Genomic DNA, 15021 nt, shown 5'->3' on the forward strand with positions numbered 1-15021 from the left:
AGGCGTCAGGCCAGCAGCAGATACAGATTGCCCGTGCAGCTGGATGCGGGGAAGACGCGGTCGTCCTGCGGCTCGATGAAGCCCAGCGTGCCGGTCGAGTCGATGAACCAGTTGACCGCGTGATTGCCTTCGAGCCACTCGAAATTGCCCCAGGCGATGCCGACGCACAAGCCACAGGTCAGCTCCGCGTTCGCATAGGCGTGACTGCTCATCTCGCCCTTGAGCACGTAGGCGAAGTCGTCGCAGTCGAAGCGGTTTTGCAGCCAGGTGCGCCGGTCCAGCTGACTCTCGCCGAGTATCCAGGCGATCTCGTGGAGAGAAGGAAGATAGAACTGCTCATCGCCGTAGCGAATGCCGGGATCGCTCGCGAACTTCCCTGCCAGGCTCGCGGCCACGATGTCGTGAACGTCCTTGGACGAGGCGAGCGTGCCCTGGGCGGGCGGTGCGGTGAACGAGGCGAGTGGATCGGCAGTGGCCTTGTTGAATCGAGGCCCGGTTGTGCGCGGGCCGATCAGTCGGGCAGGCGCGGGGTGGGCGGGCATGGGGCGTCTCCGTTGGTGAGGGGTCAGGAGCTGACGACGAGCTTGGCCGATGCGGCCGCTCCGTTCTTGTCGTTGACGACGAGGGTGTAGGTGCCGGCGGCCTTGCTGCCGGCCTTGATCGTCAGGGTCTGGCCGTCCGGAGCGATCTTCACGACCAGCTCGGCGGCATCGGCCGGCGGATTGCGGACGAGAGCCGCGTATGGCCGATAGCCACCGACGATCGTCACCTGCAGGGTCTGACCTGTCTTCATCGACAGCGACTCGTCAGGCGCCGTGCTGATCGTCACCGGCGGGTGCGTGGCGCCGAGCGAGCAGGCGGCGAGCAGCTCGGGGTCGTAGACGACCGGCGATGTGCGGTCCAGATAGGACTGGGCTTCGCTCAACGCGTCGTCAAGCGCCCGCAGGTTCTGCTCCAGTTGGCTGAGCGCGTCCGTGATCGAGCTCTCGGATGGGCAGGTCTTGCCGCGTGCCAGAGCCTTTGCATTTGCGTCTTTCCGGATCGCCAGCGCGGAGGGTGCCTTGGCTTTCTCGGTCTTGCCGCCGCCGGCGGTCGGCAGCGACAGATTGCCGAGTTGCGCAGCAAGGTCGGCCGGTGAGGGCGTGGAGGTAGACAACTGCAGATTGACTTCGGTGCGGATCCGCTGGACTGCCCGATCGAGATTGCAGGCCAGCACGTCGGTCTTGGGCAGAAACGACCGGCTGTACAGGGCATCCTGAATCTCGTTGACGCGTCGAGCCGAATCGACCTGCCGGGCCTGCACGTCGTCGAGCCGGGCAGTGATCGCGGCAGCCTGATCGGTACCGCTGTCGCAAGTCGCGTTCTCGACGACGGCAGCCAGTGCCTGCTGCGCCCGTTCGACGGTTTCCCAGTTCCGACTGAGGCTGTCACGCCGTTTTTTGTCCTCCGCGCGCTGCGTCTCGCTCGCCAACGCCAGTGGTTCGATGGTATCGATCGCGCAATCCAGCGCCTGGATGCCGTTGAAGTAGATCTTCTGTCGAGGTGCGTACAGGTAGGTCGCCCCGGTCGCTCCGACGAATCCACCGGCCGCCAGTGCCGCAACGTTGTGCGGATTGTTGTTGACGTAGGCCTTGTAGCCGACGACGGCTGACAGCGGGATCAGCGCAAGACCGGTTCCGACCGCGAAGCGGTTGTGGTCCAGCGCAGCTTCCTCGTAGAGGCCTTGCAAACGCCGCGCGCGTTCGATCGATGTCTTCATCGACTGTTCGGTCGGACAGATCGGGACTTTATCCGTGTAGACCGGCTCGGCTGCCTCGAGCGCCTCGTGGCTCACGTAGGGCTGCATGACCGCACAGCCGGTGAGCACGGTCAGGGTCGTCAGGGCGGTGAGACGGATCGCGCGATGAAGGATCGGCATGGCGTACTCCCTTTGGCGAAGTGGGGAACCGATGACGGCTGGACGTCCGAGCTGAGCGGTGCCGCCGGATGCGATCTGCAAGGTGGCGTGTGGGCGCGCGCTGTCTCAGCCCCTCTGAGAAATGGGAGGCGCTTCGGTTGGCCTATCGGGCGATGTGAGCGGCGGGCTGCCGGGTGATCGCAACAGTGGTTCTGTCGCCGCTATACGGCCGCGCCTGGAAGCAACGCAGCCGTTCGTAGCGTCCTGCTACACGAACGGCCCGCGCGCGCGCTTGCGCATGGTGCGCGGGGCGCGTCCGGCCAGCGCGCGGAAGTCGCGCGCCATGTGCGGCTGGTCGGCATAGCCGTGCAGCGCGGCCTGGTCGGCCAGGATGGCGGGGTCGGTCTGGATCGTGACCAGCGTGTCCTGGAAGCGCAGCAGCCGCAGATAGGTGCGCGGCGCGATGCCGACGTGGCGCCGGAACCAGCGCTGCAGGCCGCGCATCGTCAGGCCGCCGTGGGCGGCCAGCGCCGAGACCGTGGTCGCGCCGAGGATCGAGCGGCCCATTGCGGCGAGCGTGCCGTCGTCCAGCGCGGCCAGACGCTCGCGGAGCGCGGGGTCCGGATCGGCCTCGAGCGTCGCGAACATCGCGCTCAGATCGGCCGGCAGGCCGGCCTCCTCGAGCGCGATCCAGTCGTTGACGAAGCGGCTGCACGGCCGGCCGCCGAATGCATGCCAGGTCCAGGGCCACAGGCGCAGGCCGACGAAGGCGGCATCGCCGCTGAACCGCAGGCGCGCCGGCCGATCGATCAGGCCGGCGACGAATACCGCCGGCTGCGCGCGGCCCCAGCCGGAACGTCCTGCGATGCGCCGGATCACCTCGAGGCAGCCGTCGGGCGTCGCATCGTGCTCGACGATGGCGTCAGGCGTGCCGTCGCAGCGCAGCGTCCATAGCGTCTTGACCAGGCCGTCGAGTGCCGGCAGCGAGATTTCGGCGTAGTGCATGCGTAGGCTCCGCGTGTCGCGTTCGTCCAAGTCCAGCCGGCTCCGTCAAGACTAACCTGCGCCCACCTCGACCGGCGGAGCCGCACATGAAACACCTGATCGCGATTGCACTGGCCTGTATCGGCGCCGCCGCGCCGCCGGCGCACGCCGGCGATGCCGTCACGATCGACCGGCTGGCCTGGCTCGGCGGCACCTGGGCCGCGGAGACCGACGGGCGCTGGTCCGAGGAACACTGGACTGCGCCGCGCGGCGGCCTGATGCTCGGCGTCAATCGCAACGGTGCCGGCACGGCCGCGCGCGGTTTCGAGTTCCTGCGCATCCAGACCGGTGCCGACGGCGTCGTGACGTATTGGGCGGCGCCCGCCGGGCAGGCGCCGGTGCCGTTCCGGCTGACGGCCGCTACGGCCGACAGCGTCACGTTCGAGAACCCGCAGCACGACTATCCCGCGGTCATCACCTACCGGCGCGACGGCGACCGTCTGCACGCGACGATCGCCGGACCGGATGGCGCGCGCCCGATGAGCTGGACCTGGCAGCGCCGCTGATCGCGGTCGCCCGGCCGCGCTTGCCGTCGCACGCGGCGACGCGTGCAGGCCGGACGCAGTGCGGGTGACGGACCGGGCCCGCCGCGATCAGGACTGCGGCGGCCGTTCGTCCCCGCGCGCCAGGCGGCTGTGACGGATGCCGTAGCCGAAGTAGACGACCAGGCCCACGCCCATCCAGATCAGGAAGCGCTCCCAGGTCGTCCACGGCAGGAACGAGAGCAGCCACAGCGAGAAGGCGATGCCGATCAGCGGCACGAACGGCACCCACGGCGTGCGGAACGCGCGCGGCAGCTCCGGCTGCCGGTAGCGCAGCACCAGGATCGCGCCGCAGATCACCACGAACGCGCTCAACGCGCCGATGTTGACGAGCTTGGCCAGCTCGCCGAGCGGCAGCAGGCCGGCGGCGAGCGCGGTCAGCACGCCGAGCATCAGCGTCGGCCGGTACGGCGTGCCGTAGCGCGGGTGCACCTTCGCGAACCAGGCCGGCAGCAGACCGTCGCGCGCCAGCGAGAACCAGATCCGCGCGGCTGCCAGCATGAACGCGAAGACGACGCTGATGATGCCGGTGACCGCGGTCACCGAGATCGCCACGCTGACCCAGGTCAGACCGAGGTCGCCGAACGCGCGCGCGACCGGCGCATCGTTGTCGAGCGTGGAGTAGTGCGCCACGCCGGTCAGCACCAGCGAGATCGTCAGATACAGCGCCATCGAGATGCCGAGCGAGAGCAGGATCGCGCGCGGCAGGTCGCGCTGCGGATTCTTCGCTTCCTCGGCGGCGGTGGTCAGCGTGTCGTAGCCGAACACCGCGAAGAACACGACCGACGCGGCCGCGACCACGCCGTGCCAGCCGTAATGGCCGACGCCGCCGGCGTCGACGACGCGCTCGGGCACGAACGGCTGCCAGTTGGCCGGATCGATGTAGAACGCGCCGACGCCGATGACCAGGGCCACGCCGACGATCTTGATCGCGACGACCGCGGTATTGAGCCGGGCACCCCATTCGGTGCGCAGCGTCAGCAGGCCGGCTACCGCCAGCGCCACGAACGCGGCGACGACGTTGAACACGCGGCCCTCGCCGGTGCCGAGCGCGCCCTGCGCCCAGACCGGCAGCGGCATGCCGGCCGCCTCGAGCAGGGCCTGCAGATAGCCGGCCCAGCCGCTGGCGACTGCGGCGACGATCAGCGCGTATTCGAGCAGCAGATCCCAGCCGATCAGCCAGGCCACGCCTTCTCCGAGCACCGCGTAGCCGTAGGTGTAGGCGCTGCCGGTCACCGGGATCAGGCCGGCGAACTCGGCATAGCACAGCGCCGCCGCGGCGCTGGCGATGCCGGCGATCAGGAATGCGATCGCCACCGCCGGGCCGGCATTGACGGCCGCCTGCTGACCGGCCAGCACGAAGATGCCCACACCGATGATGCCGCCGAGGCCGATGCCGGTCAGCTGCCAGACGCCGAGCACGCGGCGCAGATCGCGGCGCTGGCCGAGCTCGGCCTGCAGTTGTTCGACGGACTTGTGACGTGTGAGCCGCTCGATCAGACGCATGCACGTTCTCCCCGGACGTTCGGTCGATCATAAACCGAGCATCGGCCGCGATCGCGTGCGCCGTCTGAGGCGATTGGCTAGAGTCGCGCTCTACTGCATCGCAGCATCCGGATCCATGTCGCGAGTCCTGGTCTTCCAGCACGTGGCCGCCGAGCCGCTCGGCACGCTCGACCGGCTGATCCGCCGCCGCGGCCATCGCATCAGGTTCGTCAACTTCGAGCGCGAGCCTGACGCGCAGCCCTCGCTCGACCGCTATCGCGGCCTGATCGTACTCGGCGGGCCGATGAACGTGGCCGACCAGCTGCGGCGGCCGCATCTGAGGACCGAGCTGGCTGCGATCGAGCGCGCGCTGGCGCAGGGCAAGCCGGTGCTCGGCATCTGTCTCGGCGCGCAGCTGCTGGCGCATGTACTCGGCGCCGCGGTGCGCCGCAACGATCCGCCGGAAATCGGCTGGTACGACCTGGAGACGACCGAGGCCGGGCGACGTGACGCGGTCACCGCTTCGCTCGGCGAGATCGCGCCGGTGTTCCAGTGGCATCGCTATACGTTCGACCTGCCGAGCGGCGCCGAGCACCTGGCGCGGACAGCCACCTGCGAGAACCAGGCGTTCCGCTACGGCGCGGCGGCGTACGGATTCCAGTTCCATCTCGAGATGGACACGGCGCTGATCGAGCGCTGGCTCGGCCTGCCGGCCTATCGCGACGATCTGGAGGCGGCCGGCCTCGGCCACGGTGCCGAAGCGATCCGTGGCGCGACCGTCGCCCGTATCGAGACGATGCAGGCGGCGGCCGATGCGGTGTTCACGGCGTTTCTCGATCAGGTCGGGCGGCCGGCGCGGCGGATCGTGCTGCCGTCGCGCTGAGCAGGTCGATCGGGTGCGACCGGGACGCAAGCGTGCCGCGCGAGCCGCCCGTGCCTATGCGCATCGGGCCGGCTGCGCAGTTGGGCGATCCCCGTAATGGCCGGCCGATGATCGCGGCGCCGCCAGCGCCCGAGCCGCGTGGAAGGATCGCGCCGGCAGCAAGAGCGGTGACGATGTGACGACCGGTGGCCTCCCGGCCCGCGCCGCCTTGGGCGCCGGGTCGAGAATCGTTCGACAGCGATCGGGTGCGGCGCGTGACCCGACGGCCTTCTAGATTGTTTCGCTGACGAGTGGTGTCCCGGCGACGGACGGCATCGTCAGTCCATGTTCAAGGGGGGCGGTCGATGCGTCGGAGCTGGATCGGAGGTGCATTGCTGGCGGTCTCGTTCGCGGCCGGCGCGCAGGAGATGCCGGGCGTCGAGACGATCCGGGTCTGGGTGCAGATCGGCATCGACGCCGAAGGACGCACGACGCGCGTGACCTATCCGTATGCGCAGTGCTACACGCCCGCCTTCATGGACCGGTTGCGGGTGCAGCTGGCGATGCGCGCGTTCGATCCGCTGCTGATCGACGGACGCGCCGTGGTGGTCGATACGCCGGCGCGCGTGGACGTGGCGTTGCGTCCGGACGCGGACGGCCTGGTCGCGACGATCGCCGCGGTCAAGCCGATGCCGCGTCCGGTCACGATGGTCGCGCCCGGCTATCCGGCCAGGGCGCTCGCGGCGGTGCGCGAGGGTCGCATCGTGTTTCGCTGCGCGCTCGGCGAGGACGGCCGCTGCGCCGACATCGATCTGGCCGACGGCGGCGTCAACATGACGCTTGCGCGGGCAGCGCGCGAGGCGTTGCGGCGCTGGACGTTCGAGCTGCCGCGCTACGACGGCAGGCCGATCACCGGTACGGTCGCGGTGCCGTTTCGATTCACGACGCGGCCGGCCGGCGAGGATCCGGCCGACGGCGAAGCCGACACGATCAGCGCGGAGGACTGGCGGCTGCCCGGCGCGCGTCCCGCGCCGAGCCGCGCGTTTCCGGTCGGCTCGCAGACGGTGCGCACGACGGCGCAGCTGCAGGTCTGCCGTTGAACACACCGCACCCGGCCGGCCCCGTTCCGCGCCGGCGGCGCCGCGCTCGCGCCGCCGCGTCAGTAGATCTCCGCGACGCAGCAGCGCAGGCTGCCGCCGGCGGTTTCGATCGTCTCCAGGTCGACGCTGCCGATCGTCCAGCCCCAGCGCTGCAGCGCGGCGTGCTGGTCCGGTGACAGCGCGTCGGCGCCGCGTGCGCTGATCCAGACCCGCTCCGCGCCGAGGCTGATCGCATTGCCGGCATAGGCGCGCTTCTGTCCGGGTGTGAGCCAGACCGCGCGGTCGCCGTAGGCGCGCGCGATCGCGGCCGGCACGGCCGGGTCGGCGAAGCCGTCCGGCGCGAGCATCGCGGTGCGGCCGCCCAGCAGCGCCAGCACGACATTGGTGTGGTACTCGCCGGCGGCGAGCGCGAAACAGAACGTCAGGCGCAGGCCGAACGCCTCGTGCATCGCGCGCGCGCCGTCGGCATCGCAGCGTTCGGACAGCCCGCAATAGCCGATGCCGCGCGCGCGGTCGATCACCAGCGAGCCGGTCAACTCGGCGACGAAGGCCTCGTGCGAGAGATCGATCGTTCGATAGCCGAGCGTGTCGGCGAAGAATGCGCGGATGTCGCCGCGCTCGGCCTCGCGCCGGCGCACCGCATGGCGCATGCGGCCGACGATCAGCCGGCCCGGCGCGGTCGCGAACACGTTGTTCGGGAACAGGCCGTCCGGGCAGTCCGGATCGCCCGGGAAGCACACGGTCGGCAGGTCCGCGCCGATGCGCCGCGCCAGCGTCGCGTGCTCGGCCAGCGCGCGCAGCGGATCGGGCCTTGCCGCCATGTCCATGTAGCGGTTGTCGCGTGCGGATTCGGCCGCCAGCGAGAAGTCGGCCGGCGCCACGAGGAACGCCGCGCGCGCGGTCGCCGGCATGCGCGGCGGGAAGCGTTCGTCGTCGAACGCGGCGAGGAACGCGGCCGGCTCGGTGACGATCACGCGCCGGCCGCGACCTGGCGGTAGCGGAAGCAGTCGGTGACATGGTCGTTGACCATGCCGGTGGCCTGCATCATCGCGTAGCAGATCGTCGTGCCGACGAAGCGGAAGCCGCGCTTCTTGAGCGTCTTGCTCATCCGGTCCGAGGCCGGCGTGTGCGTCGGCGCCTCGCGCATCGTCTTCCACGCATTGACGACCGGCTCGCCGTCGACGAACGACCACAGGAACGCGTCGAGACTGCCGAACTCGTCGATCGCCGCGAGCGCGGCGCGCGCGTTGTCGCGCACCGAATACACCTTGAGCCGGTTGCGCACGATGCCCGGATCGGTCAGCAGCCGCTCCAGGCGCGCGTCGGTCAGCTTCGCGCAATGCGCGATGTCGAACTGCTCGAACGCGGCACGGTAGTGGCTGCGCTTGGCGAGGATCGTGCGCCACGACAGGCCCGCCTGCGCGCCTTCCAGGCACAGGAACTCGAACAGCGTGCGGTCATCGTGCAGCGGAACGCCCCACTCGGTGTCGTGGTAGTCGCGCTCGATGTCGGTGTGCATCGCCCAGCCGCAGCGGACCGGTTCGGCGGATGTCACGGCCGGCTCAGGCGCTGACCTGGCGGATCCAATCCTCCAGGTTGTAGTAGTTGGTGACGCGGGCGATCCGGCCGTCGCGGATGTCGAAGAACGCGCCGCCGGGCAGCACGTAGGTCTGGCCGTGCGCCGGCGGCAGCCCCTCGTCGGCGACCAGATACTGGCCGTGCACGACGTATTCGGCCGAGGCGTTGCGGCCGTCCTCGCTGGCGCATACGACGATGTTCTCGAGGCGCTCGCGGTAGCAGCGGTTCATGCGCGCGAGAAACGCGCGGAACGTGTCCTTGCCGGTCTCGCGGCCGCCCTGGTTGATGTCGTGGGCGACGTCGTCGGTCAGATGGGCGAGCATCGCGTCCCAGTCGGCGCGGTTGAAGGCGGCGTAGTAGTCGCGGATCAGGTCGGTGGTGGCGGACACGGGTCTTCCTCCGGTAGGTCGGCGCGTATCATAGGCGATCCCTCCCGGCACGCCATGCGACGTATCGCCATGTCCCGTCCTGCTTCGCGCGCCTGGTTCGCGCTCGTCGTGCTCGCGCTGATCTGGAGCTACAACTGGATCGTCATGAAGCAGGCGATGGTCCACGCCGGACCGTTTTCGTTCTCGGCGCTGCGCTACACGCTCGGTACCGGCGTGCTGTTCGCGCTGCTGGCCGCGCGTGGCGAGAGTCTGCGGCCGCCGCCGCTGCTGCAGACCGCGCTGATCGGCGTGGCCCAGACCACCGGCTTCCAGGCGCTGGTGCAGTGGGCGCTGGTCGACGGCGGCGCCGGCAAGACCGCGCTGCTCGCGTACACGATGCCGTTCTGGGCGGTGCTGCTGGCCTGGTGGCTGCTCGCCGACCGGCCGGCGGGGCGGCATTGGGCCGGTCTCGCGGTCGCGGCCGCGGGTCTGCTCCTCGTACTCGAGCCCTGGCACGGCGTCGGCAGCGTGCGCAGCGCCTGGCTCGCGGTCGGCGGCGGCCTGTTCTGGGCGATCGGCGTCGTGCTGTCCAAGCGCCTGTTCGCGCGCGGCGGCGTCGGCGCGCTGTCGCTGACCGCCTGGCAGATGGCGTTCGGCAGCGCCGGCCTGATCCTCATCGCGCTGCTGGCCGACGAGCGCACGTTCGACTGGAGCGGCCGCTTCGTCGCGATCCTTACCTACAACGCCGTGCTCGCCTCGGGCCTGGCCTGGCTGCTGTGGTCCTATATCGTCGAGCATCTGCCGACCCAGGTCGCCGGCATGACCAGTCTGGTGATTCCGGTGCTCGGCATCGGTTTCGCGTGGTGGCTGCTCGGCGAGCGGCCGGATGCCGCCGAGAGCGCCGGCATCGTGCTGATCTGTCTCGCGCTGCTGGTGATCAACCGGCGTGCGGGCGCGTCCCGTCGCGCCGATCCGGCCGGAGGCGGCGATCAGCCGCGATAGCCGATGCCGCGCGCCATCAGCGCGGCCAGCAGCGGCAGCAGCGCGATCAGGTGCAGCTCGAGCAGCACCAGCAGGCGGACGCGGCGCTGCTCCGGCGCCGGCAGCGGCCAGGCCGGATCGGCGCGGCGCAGGCGCCGCCAGCGCAGGAACGTGCGGGTCGGCACGATCGACAGCAGGCCGATCAGCACGAACAGCCCGATCTTGGCGTGGAACACCGGGTTGCCAAGATAGAACGCGGCTGGCTTGAGACCGAACAACAGCCGTCCCGCGCCGCTGGCGAGCACGGCCACCGCGGCGATGCAGTAACCGATGTCGATGCGGACCAGGAAGGCCGGATCGGGCGCGATGTCCTTGCGCCGCAGCAGCAGGTATTCGCAGAGCAGATAGCCGGCGAGCATCAGGATGCTCGCGTAATGGGCATAGGCGAGCAGGGCATCGGTCCACATCGTCAGGTTCTCCGGGTCCGGGACGGCAGGCGCCGGCGCTGCGGCTCGGCGGCACAATTGGGCCAGCGCATGGCGCGAGCGTCGATCGTCCGGGCAATCGCGCGGCTCCGGCTGGTGCCGGTCCGAAGCACCGCTATGCCAGCCATGGCAGATGGTCCAGATCGACGTTGCCGCCGCTCAGCACGACGCCGATGCGGCGTCCGGCGAACGCCGGGCGGTGGCGCAGGATCGCCGCCAGCACCGTCGCGCTGGACGGCTCGACGATGATCTTGAGCCGCTCCCAGATCAGTCGCATCGCCGCGATCACCTCGGCGTCGGAAACCGGCAGCACCTGGACCGCGTAGCGCTGCAGCAGATCGAAGTTGATCGCGCCGATCAGGCCGCGCAGGCCGTCGCAGATCGTATCCGGCGTCAGGTCGGTCACGCGATGGCCGGCGCGCAGCGAGCGCAGCGCGTCGTCGGCGCCCTCCGGTTCGGCCGCGAACAGCCGGGCCGACGGCAGCAGCTCGGCGGTCGCCACGGCGGTACCGCCGATCAGGCCGCCGCCGCCGATCGGCGCGATGACCGCGTCGAACGGGCCGGCCTCCCGGATCAGCTCGAGCGCGGCGGTGCCCTGGCCGGCGATCACCTGCGGCTCGGTGTACGGATGCACCAGGGTCGCGCCGGTCTCGGCGGCGACCGCCGCAGCCGTGGCCTCGCGCGCAGCCATCGTCGGCGCGCAGCGATGCAGGATCGCGCCGTAGGCCTGGATGCCGGCGAGCTTGGCCGCGACCGCGCCCTCCGGCACGACGACATGCGCGGGGATGCCGCGCGTACGCGCGGCCAGCGCCAGCGCGGCGCCGTGATTGCCGGAGGAGTGGGTCACCACGCCGCGCTGCGCGCGGTTCTCCTCGAGCGACCACACCGCGTTGCAGGCGCCGCGGAACTTGAAGGCGCCGACGCGCTGGAAGTTCTCGCACTTGAAGACCAGTGCGGCGCCGGCCAGCGCGTCGAGGCTGCTCGAACGCAGGATCGGCGTCGACGCCGCGAACGGCGCGATGCGGCGCGCGGCGGCTTCGACGGCGGCAAAGTCGGGAATCGCCTCGTTCATGATGATCGCGCCGGGAGTCGGACCGGCGACGATACACGCCGGCGGTTTTCGCGTGCTAGTGTGACCGCCGCGCACCTCGTGCCGCGGCCGCCGCCGCGCGCGGCCGCGCACCGCCACGACCTGCCGCCGATCGCGCCGTCCTTTCCATGTCCACTGCCGCCACGCCGGTCCGACTCGGCGACTATCGACCGCCCGACTGGCGCGTCACCGACGTCGAGCTGATCTTCGATCTGGATCCGGCCGAGACGATCGTAGAGGCCTGCCTGCGCGTCGAGCGCGACGGCGATGCAGCCGCGCCCCTGCATCTGGACGGCGAGCAGCTCGAGCTGCTGTCGCTGCAGGTCGACGACCGGCCGCTGGAAGCGGATGTCTATCGGCTCGACGCGCGCAGCCTGACCGTGTTCGATCTGCCGCCGGTGGCGTCGATCCGCACGCGCGCACGCATCCGCCCGGCCGCCAATACGGCGCTGCAGGGCCTGTACCTCAGCGGCGGTGCCGCGAACGGCTTCCTGCTGACGCAATGCGAGGCCGAGGGTTTCCGGCGCATCACCTGGTTCCCGGACCGCCCGGACGTCCTGGCCCGCTACACGGTCACGCTGCGCGCCGATCGCGCGCGCTATCCGGTGCTGCTCGCCAACGGCAACGCGGTCGCGGCCGGAGAGGACGACGGCGGCCGCCACTGGGCGCGCTTCGTCGACCCGCATCCCAAGCCGTGCTACCTGTTCGCGCTGGTCGCCGGCCGGCTGGAGCGGATCGAGAAGCCGTTCGTGACCGCCGAGGGACGCCAGGTGCGGATCGTCGTGCACGCGCAGGCCGATGCGATCGCGCAGTGCCGCTGGGCGCTGGACTGCATCGAGACCGCGATGCGCTGGGACGAGCAGCGTTTCGGACGCTGCTACGACCTGGACGTATTCCACGTCGTCGCCACGCACGACTTCACGATGGGGGCCATGGAGAACAAGGGCCTGAACATCTTCAATTCCAAGTATCTGCTCGCCGACGTCGACGAGGCCACCGACGAGGACTTCAGGCACGTGCTGGCGGTGGTCGGCCACGAGTACTTCCACAACTGGAGCGGCAACCGCGTGACCTGCCGCGACTGGTTCCAGCTCAGCCTCAAGGAAGGGCTGACGGTCTACCGCGAGCAGGAATTCGAGTCCGACGTGGCCTCGCGCACGCTGCGCCGCATCGAGGACGTACGCACGCTGTGGCGCGCGCAGTTCCCGGAGGACGCAGGTCCCTTGTCGCATCCGGTGCGGCCCGCGCAGTACAGCGCGATCGACAATTTCTATACGGCCACGGTCTACGAGAAGGGCGCCGAGATTGTGCGCATGCTGGCGACCGCGCTCGGCCGCGACGGCTTCCGGCGCGGCCTGGATCGGTATTTCGAGCGGCACGACGGACGGGCCGCGACGATCGAGGATTTTCTCGCCGCGCTCGGCGAGGCCAATGGCCGCGACCTTTCGCCGTGGCTGGCCTGGTACGAACAGGCCGGCACGCCCGAGCTGAGCGCCGAGGGCCGCCACGACGCGGCGAGCGGGCGCTATGCGCTGACGCTGCGCCAGCACCTGCCGCAGGCGGGGCCGGGCCGGCCGCTGCCGATTCCGGTCGCGCTGGCGCTGTTCGACCGCGGCGGCAGGCGTCTGGCGGCTCAGGCGAGCGGCCCTTCGCCGCTGTCCGGCGACGGCGTGATCGTGCTCGACCGCGCCGAGGCGACCTGGACCTTCGAGGTCGGCGCCGCGGCGCCGGTGGTCTCGCTGCTGCGCGGCTACTCGGCACCGGTCCGGCTCGCTCAGACCGCCGACCCGTCGGATCTGGCCGTGCTGGCGCGGCACGAGGACGACGGCTTCAACCGCTGGCTGGCGGTCGACACCCTGGTGCGGCGACTGTTCGCCGATGCACTGCAAGGCGACACGCGGTCCGCCGTGCACGACGCCTGGCTCGACGCGCTCGCCGGCCTCCTCGGCGACGCTTCGGCCGACCCGGCGCTGATCGCCGAGGTGCTGACCCTGCCCGACGAGACGACGCTGTCCGAAGGCCTGCAGCGGATCGATCCGGAGGCCGTGCACGCGGCGCGCTCGCAGCTGGAGGCGCGCCTGGCCGATGCGCTCGAGCCGCAGCTGGCGGCCCGCTACGCCGCGCTGGAGACGATCGCCGCCGCTGCGGTCGACCCGGCGAGCCAGGCGCGGCGCCGGCTGCGCAATCGCTGTCTGACGCTGCTCGCGCGTGCGGCGCCGCGGTATCTGGAGCTCGCGCGCACGCAATGGCGGCAGGCCGCCAATCTGACCGACCGGCTGGCCGCGCTGGCATGTCTGCTGCAGGCGCAGGCACCCGATGCGCCCGAGGCGCTCGACGCGTTCGCGCAGCGCCATGCGGACCGCCCGCTGGTCATCGACAAATGGTTCAGCCTTCAGGCGACGGTCGCCCACGACGACGCGGTCGAGCGCGTGGCCGCGCTGACGGCGCATCCGGCGTTCCGCTGGGAGAATCCGAACAAGGTCTACGCCCTGCTGCTGACGTTCGCGTTGCGCAATCCGCGTGGTTTCCACCGCGTCGACGGCGCCGGCTATCACCTGATCGCCGAATCGATCGCGCGCGTCGACGCATTGACGCCGCAGGTCGCGGCGCGTCTGGCGACCAGCCTCGGCGGCTGGCGCCGCTACGAGCCGGTACGGCGCGCGCAGATGCGCCATGCGATTGAACGGCTGCGCGCGCGCCCCCATGTATCGGCGGACCTGTCCGACATCCTCGACCGCAGCCTGGCCTAGCGCGCTTCAGCGCGGCTTGTCGGGCCTTCGACTATGATCGGAACGGCAATACGCGGAGGTGCATCATGATCCGACTCGCTCTCGCCCTGGCCGTCGTCCTGCTGGCCGGCTGCGCGACCACCCCGAGCTACACCTACTACTACGGCGACGAACCCGAAGGCACGGTCGCGGATTCGGGCGACTATTACGCCGGCAGCGCGCCCGCCTACGTCGGCGGCTTCGGCGCCTATGGCTACGGGCACGGCTGGGGCGGCTGGAGCAGCTACGGCTACTGCCCGTATCCGTACGTGCTCGGCGCGTGCTCGCCGTACAGCTGGGGCCTCGGCTATGCCGGCTGGGGCTACCCCGGCAGCGCCTGGGGCTATCCGGGCTATGGCTACGGCTGGGGTTACGGCTGGGGCTATCCGTGGGTTTACTACAAGCCCGAACCGCGCGGACCGCGCCGCGACGAGGACATGGTCGAGCGCGAACGCGCGCGCATGGCCGGCTACACGCGCGACGGCGAGGGCCGTACGCCGGGCGCATCGAGCTGGATCTCGGTGCCGCCCGAGCGCGGACTGAACCGCAGCGGCATGGCGCCGGCATATCGCGAGCGCTCGACGATCGCGGCGCCGCCGGCAGCGCGCGGTGTGCGCCGCGCACCGGTGCAGGCCGACGACGGCTGGCTCAACCGCAGCATCGGTCCGTCGGCCCGGCCGATCGCGCCGACGGCCGCGCCGCGCGCGCAGCCGCGCTTCCAGTCCGCGCCGCCGATGCGCTCGGCCCCGCCGCCGGTACGTTCGGCGCCGCCCGCACGGATCGAATCGGCACCGGCATCGCGCGGCAAGGGTGGCCGCTGA

General features: G+C 70.8%; 15 protein-coding genes. 6 read left to right on the forward strand and 9 right to left on the reverse strand.

Features of this window, described 5'->3' with window-relative positions:
* Positions 1–5: 5 nt before the first annotated feature.
* From VMR06_RS04930 to VMR06_RS04940, 3 genes are all read right to left on the reverse strand, one after another.
* Entirely contained in the window at positions 6–542 is a 537-nt protein-coding gene (locus tag VMR06_RS04930; RefSeq protein WP_325373623.1) for a lectin MOA-related protein, read from the reverse strand.
* A gap of 23 nt (positions 543–565) precedes the next feature.
* Positions 566–1918, reverse strand: coding sequence for a hypothetical protein (locus VMR06_RS04935; protein WP_325373625.1), 1353 nt, complete (start codon positions 1916–1918; stop codon positions 566–568).
* A gap of 246 nt (positions 1919–2164) precedes the next feature.
* On the reverse strand, positions 2165–2902 hold the full coding sequence (locus VMR06_RS04940) for a helix-turn-helix domain-containing protein (protein ID WP_325373627.1): 738 nt from the start codon (positions 2900–2902) through the stop codon (positions 2165–2167).
* 86 nt (positions 2903–2988) lie between these two features.
* Between VMR06_RS04940 and VMR06_RS04945 the strand changes: the two genes are divergently transcribed.
* Positions 2989–3447, forward strand: coding sequence for a DUF6265 family protein (locus VMR06_RS04945; protein WP_325373629.1), 459 nt, complete (start codon positions 2989–2991; stop codon positions 3445–3447).
* A gap of 87 nt (positions 3448–3534) precedes the next feature.
* Here VMR06_RS04945 and VMR06_RS04950 read toward each other — a convergent pair whose 3' ends face one another.
* Positions 3535–4989: an amino acid permease gene (locus VMR06_RS04950; RefSeq protein WP_325373631.1), complete on the reverse strand. Its 1455-nt coding sequence runs from the start codon at positions 4987–4989 to the stop codon at positions 3535–3537.
* A gap of 115 nt (positions 4990–5104) precedes the next feature.
* Here VMR06_RS04950 and VMR06_RS04955 point away from each other — a divergent pair, with 115 nt between their 5' ends.
* Together VMR06_RS04955 and VMR06_RS04960 are read left to right on the forward strand one after the other, a co-directional pair.
* Positions 5105–5851 carry a type 1 glutamine amidotransferase gene (locus VMR06_RS04955; RefSeq protein ID WP_325373634.1) on the forward strand — a complete coding sequence of 249 codons (747 nt, stop codon included), beginning with the start codon at positions 5105–5107 and terminating at the stop codon, positions 5849–5851.
* Between the two features lie 344 nt (positions 5852–6195).
* On the forward strand, positions 6196–6930 hold the full coding sequence (locus VMR06_RS04960) for a TonB family protein (protein WP_325373636.1): 735 nt from the start codon (positions 6196–6198) through the stop codon (positions 6928–6930).
* 59 nt (positions 6931–6989) lie between these two features.
* Here the strand turns inward: VMR06_RS04960 and VMR06_RS04965 are convergent, their stop codons facing one another.
* The 3 genes from VMR06_RS04965 to VMR06_RS04975 are packed head-to-tail and all read right to left on the reverse strand — an operon-like array spanning position 6990 to position 8897.
* On the reverse strand, positions 6990–7904 hold the full coding sequence (locus tag VMR06_RS04965) for an arginine deiminase-related protein (protein ID WP_325373639.1): 915 nt from the start codon (positions 7902–7904) through the stop codon (positions 6990–6992).
* Entirely contained in the window at positions 7901–8485 is a 585-nt protein-coding gene (locus tag VMR06_RS04970; protein ID WP_325373641.1) for a DNA-3-methyladenine glycosylase I, read from the reverse strand. Before VMR06_RS04970 ends, VMR06_RS04965 begins: the two co-directional genes overlap by 4 nt.
* 7 nt (positions 8486–8492) lie before the next feature.
* The gene (locus VMR06_RS04975; protein WP_325373643.1) at positions 8493–8897 is read right to left on the reverse strand and encodes a nuclear transport factor 2 family protein; all 405 of its coding nucleotides are present in this window, start codon (positions 8895–8897) and stop codon (positions 8493–8495) included.
* 69 nt (positions 8898–8966) lie between these two features.
* On the opposite strand from VMR06_RS04975, the gene VMR06_RS04980 reads away from it, so the two are divergent.
* Positions 8967–9878 carry a DMT family transporter gene (locus VMR06_RS04980; protein WP_325373646.1) on the forward strand — a complete coding sequence of 304 codons (912 nt, stop codon included), beginning with the start codon at positions 8967–8969 and terminating at the stop codon, positions 9876–9878.
* Here the strand turns inward: VMR06_RS04980 and VMR06_RS04985 are convergent.
* Together VMR06_RS04985 and VMR06_RS04990 are read right to left on the reverse strand one after the other, a co-directional pair.
* Complete coding sequence (locus tag VMR06_RS04985; RefSeq protein WP_325373648.1) at positions 9866–10324, reverse strand: DUF2214 family protein; 459 nt, start codon at positions 10322–10324, stop codon at positions 9866–9868. The two genes, VMR06_RS04980 and VMR06_RS04985, sit on opposite strands and share 13 nt — an antisense overlap.
* A gap of 133 nt (positions 10325–10457) precedes the next feature.
* A complete protein-coding gene (locus tag VMR06_RS04990; RefSeq protein ID WP_325373650.1) occupies positions 10458–11414 on the reverse strand; it encodes a pyridoxal-phosphate dependent enzyme in 957 nt (318 codons plus the stop codon).
* Positions 11415–11560: 146 nt separating this feature from the next.
* On the opposite strand from VMR06_RS04990, the gene pepN reads away from it, so the two are divergent.
* Positions 11561–14182 (forward strand): aminopeptidase N, encoded by a 2622-nt coding sequence (gene pepN, locus VMR06_RS04995; protein ID WP_325373652.1) that lies wholly within the window; start codon positions 11561–11563, stop codon positions 14180–14182.
* Positions 14183–14247: 65 nt separating this feature from the next.
* Complete coding sequence (locus VMR06_RS05000) at positions 14248–15021, forward strand: hypothetical protein (RefSeq protein WP_325373654.1); 774 nt, start codon at positions 14248–14250, stop codon at positions 15019–15021.

This window comes from Dokdonella sp. (assembly GCF_035511235.1).
GTDB lineage: Bacteria > Pseudomonadota > Gammaproteobacteria > Xanthomonadales > Rhodanobacteraceae > Dokdonella.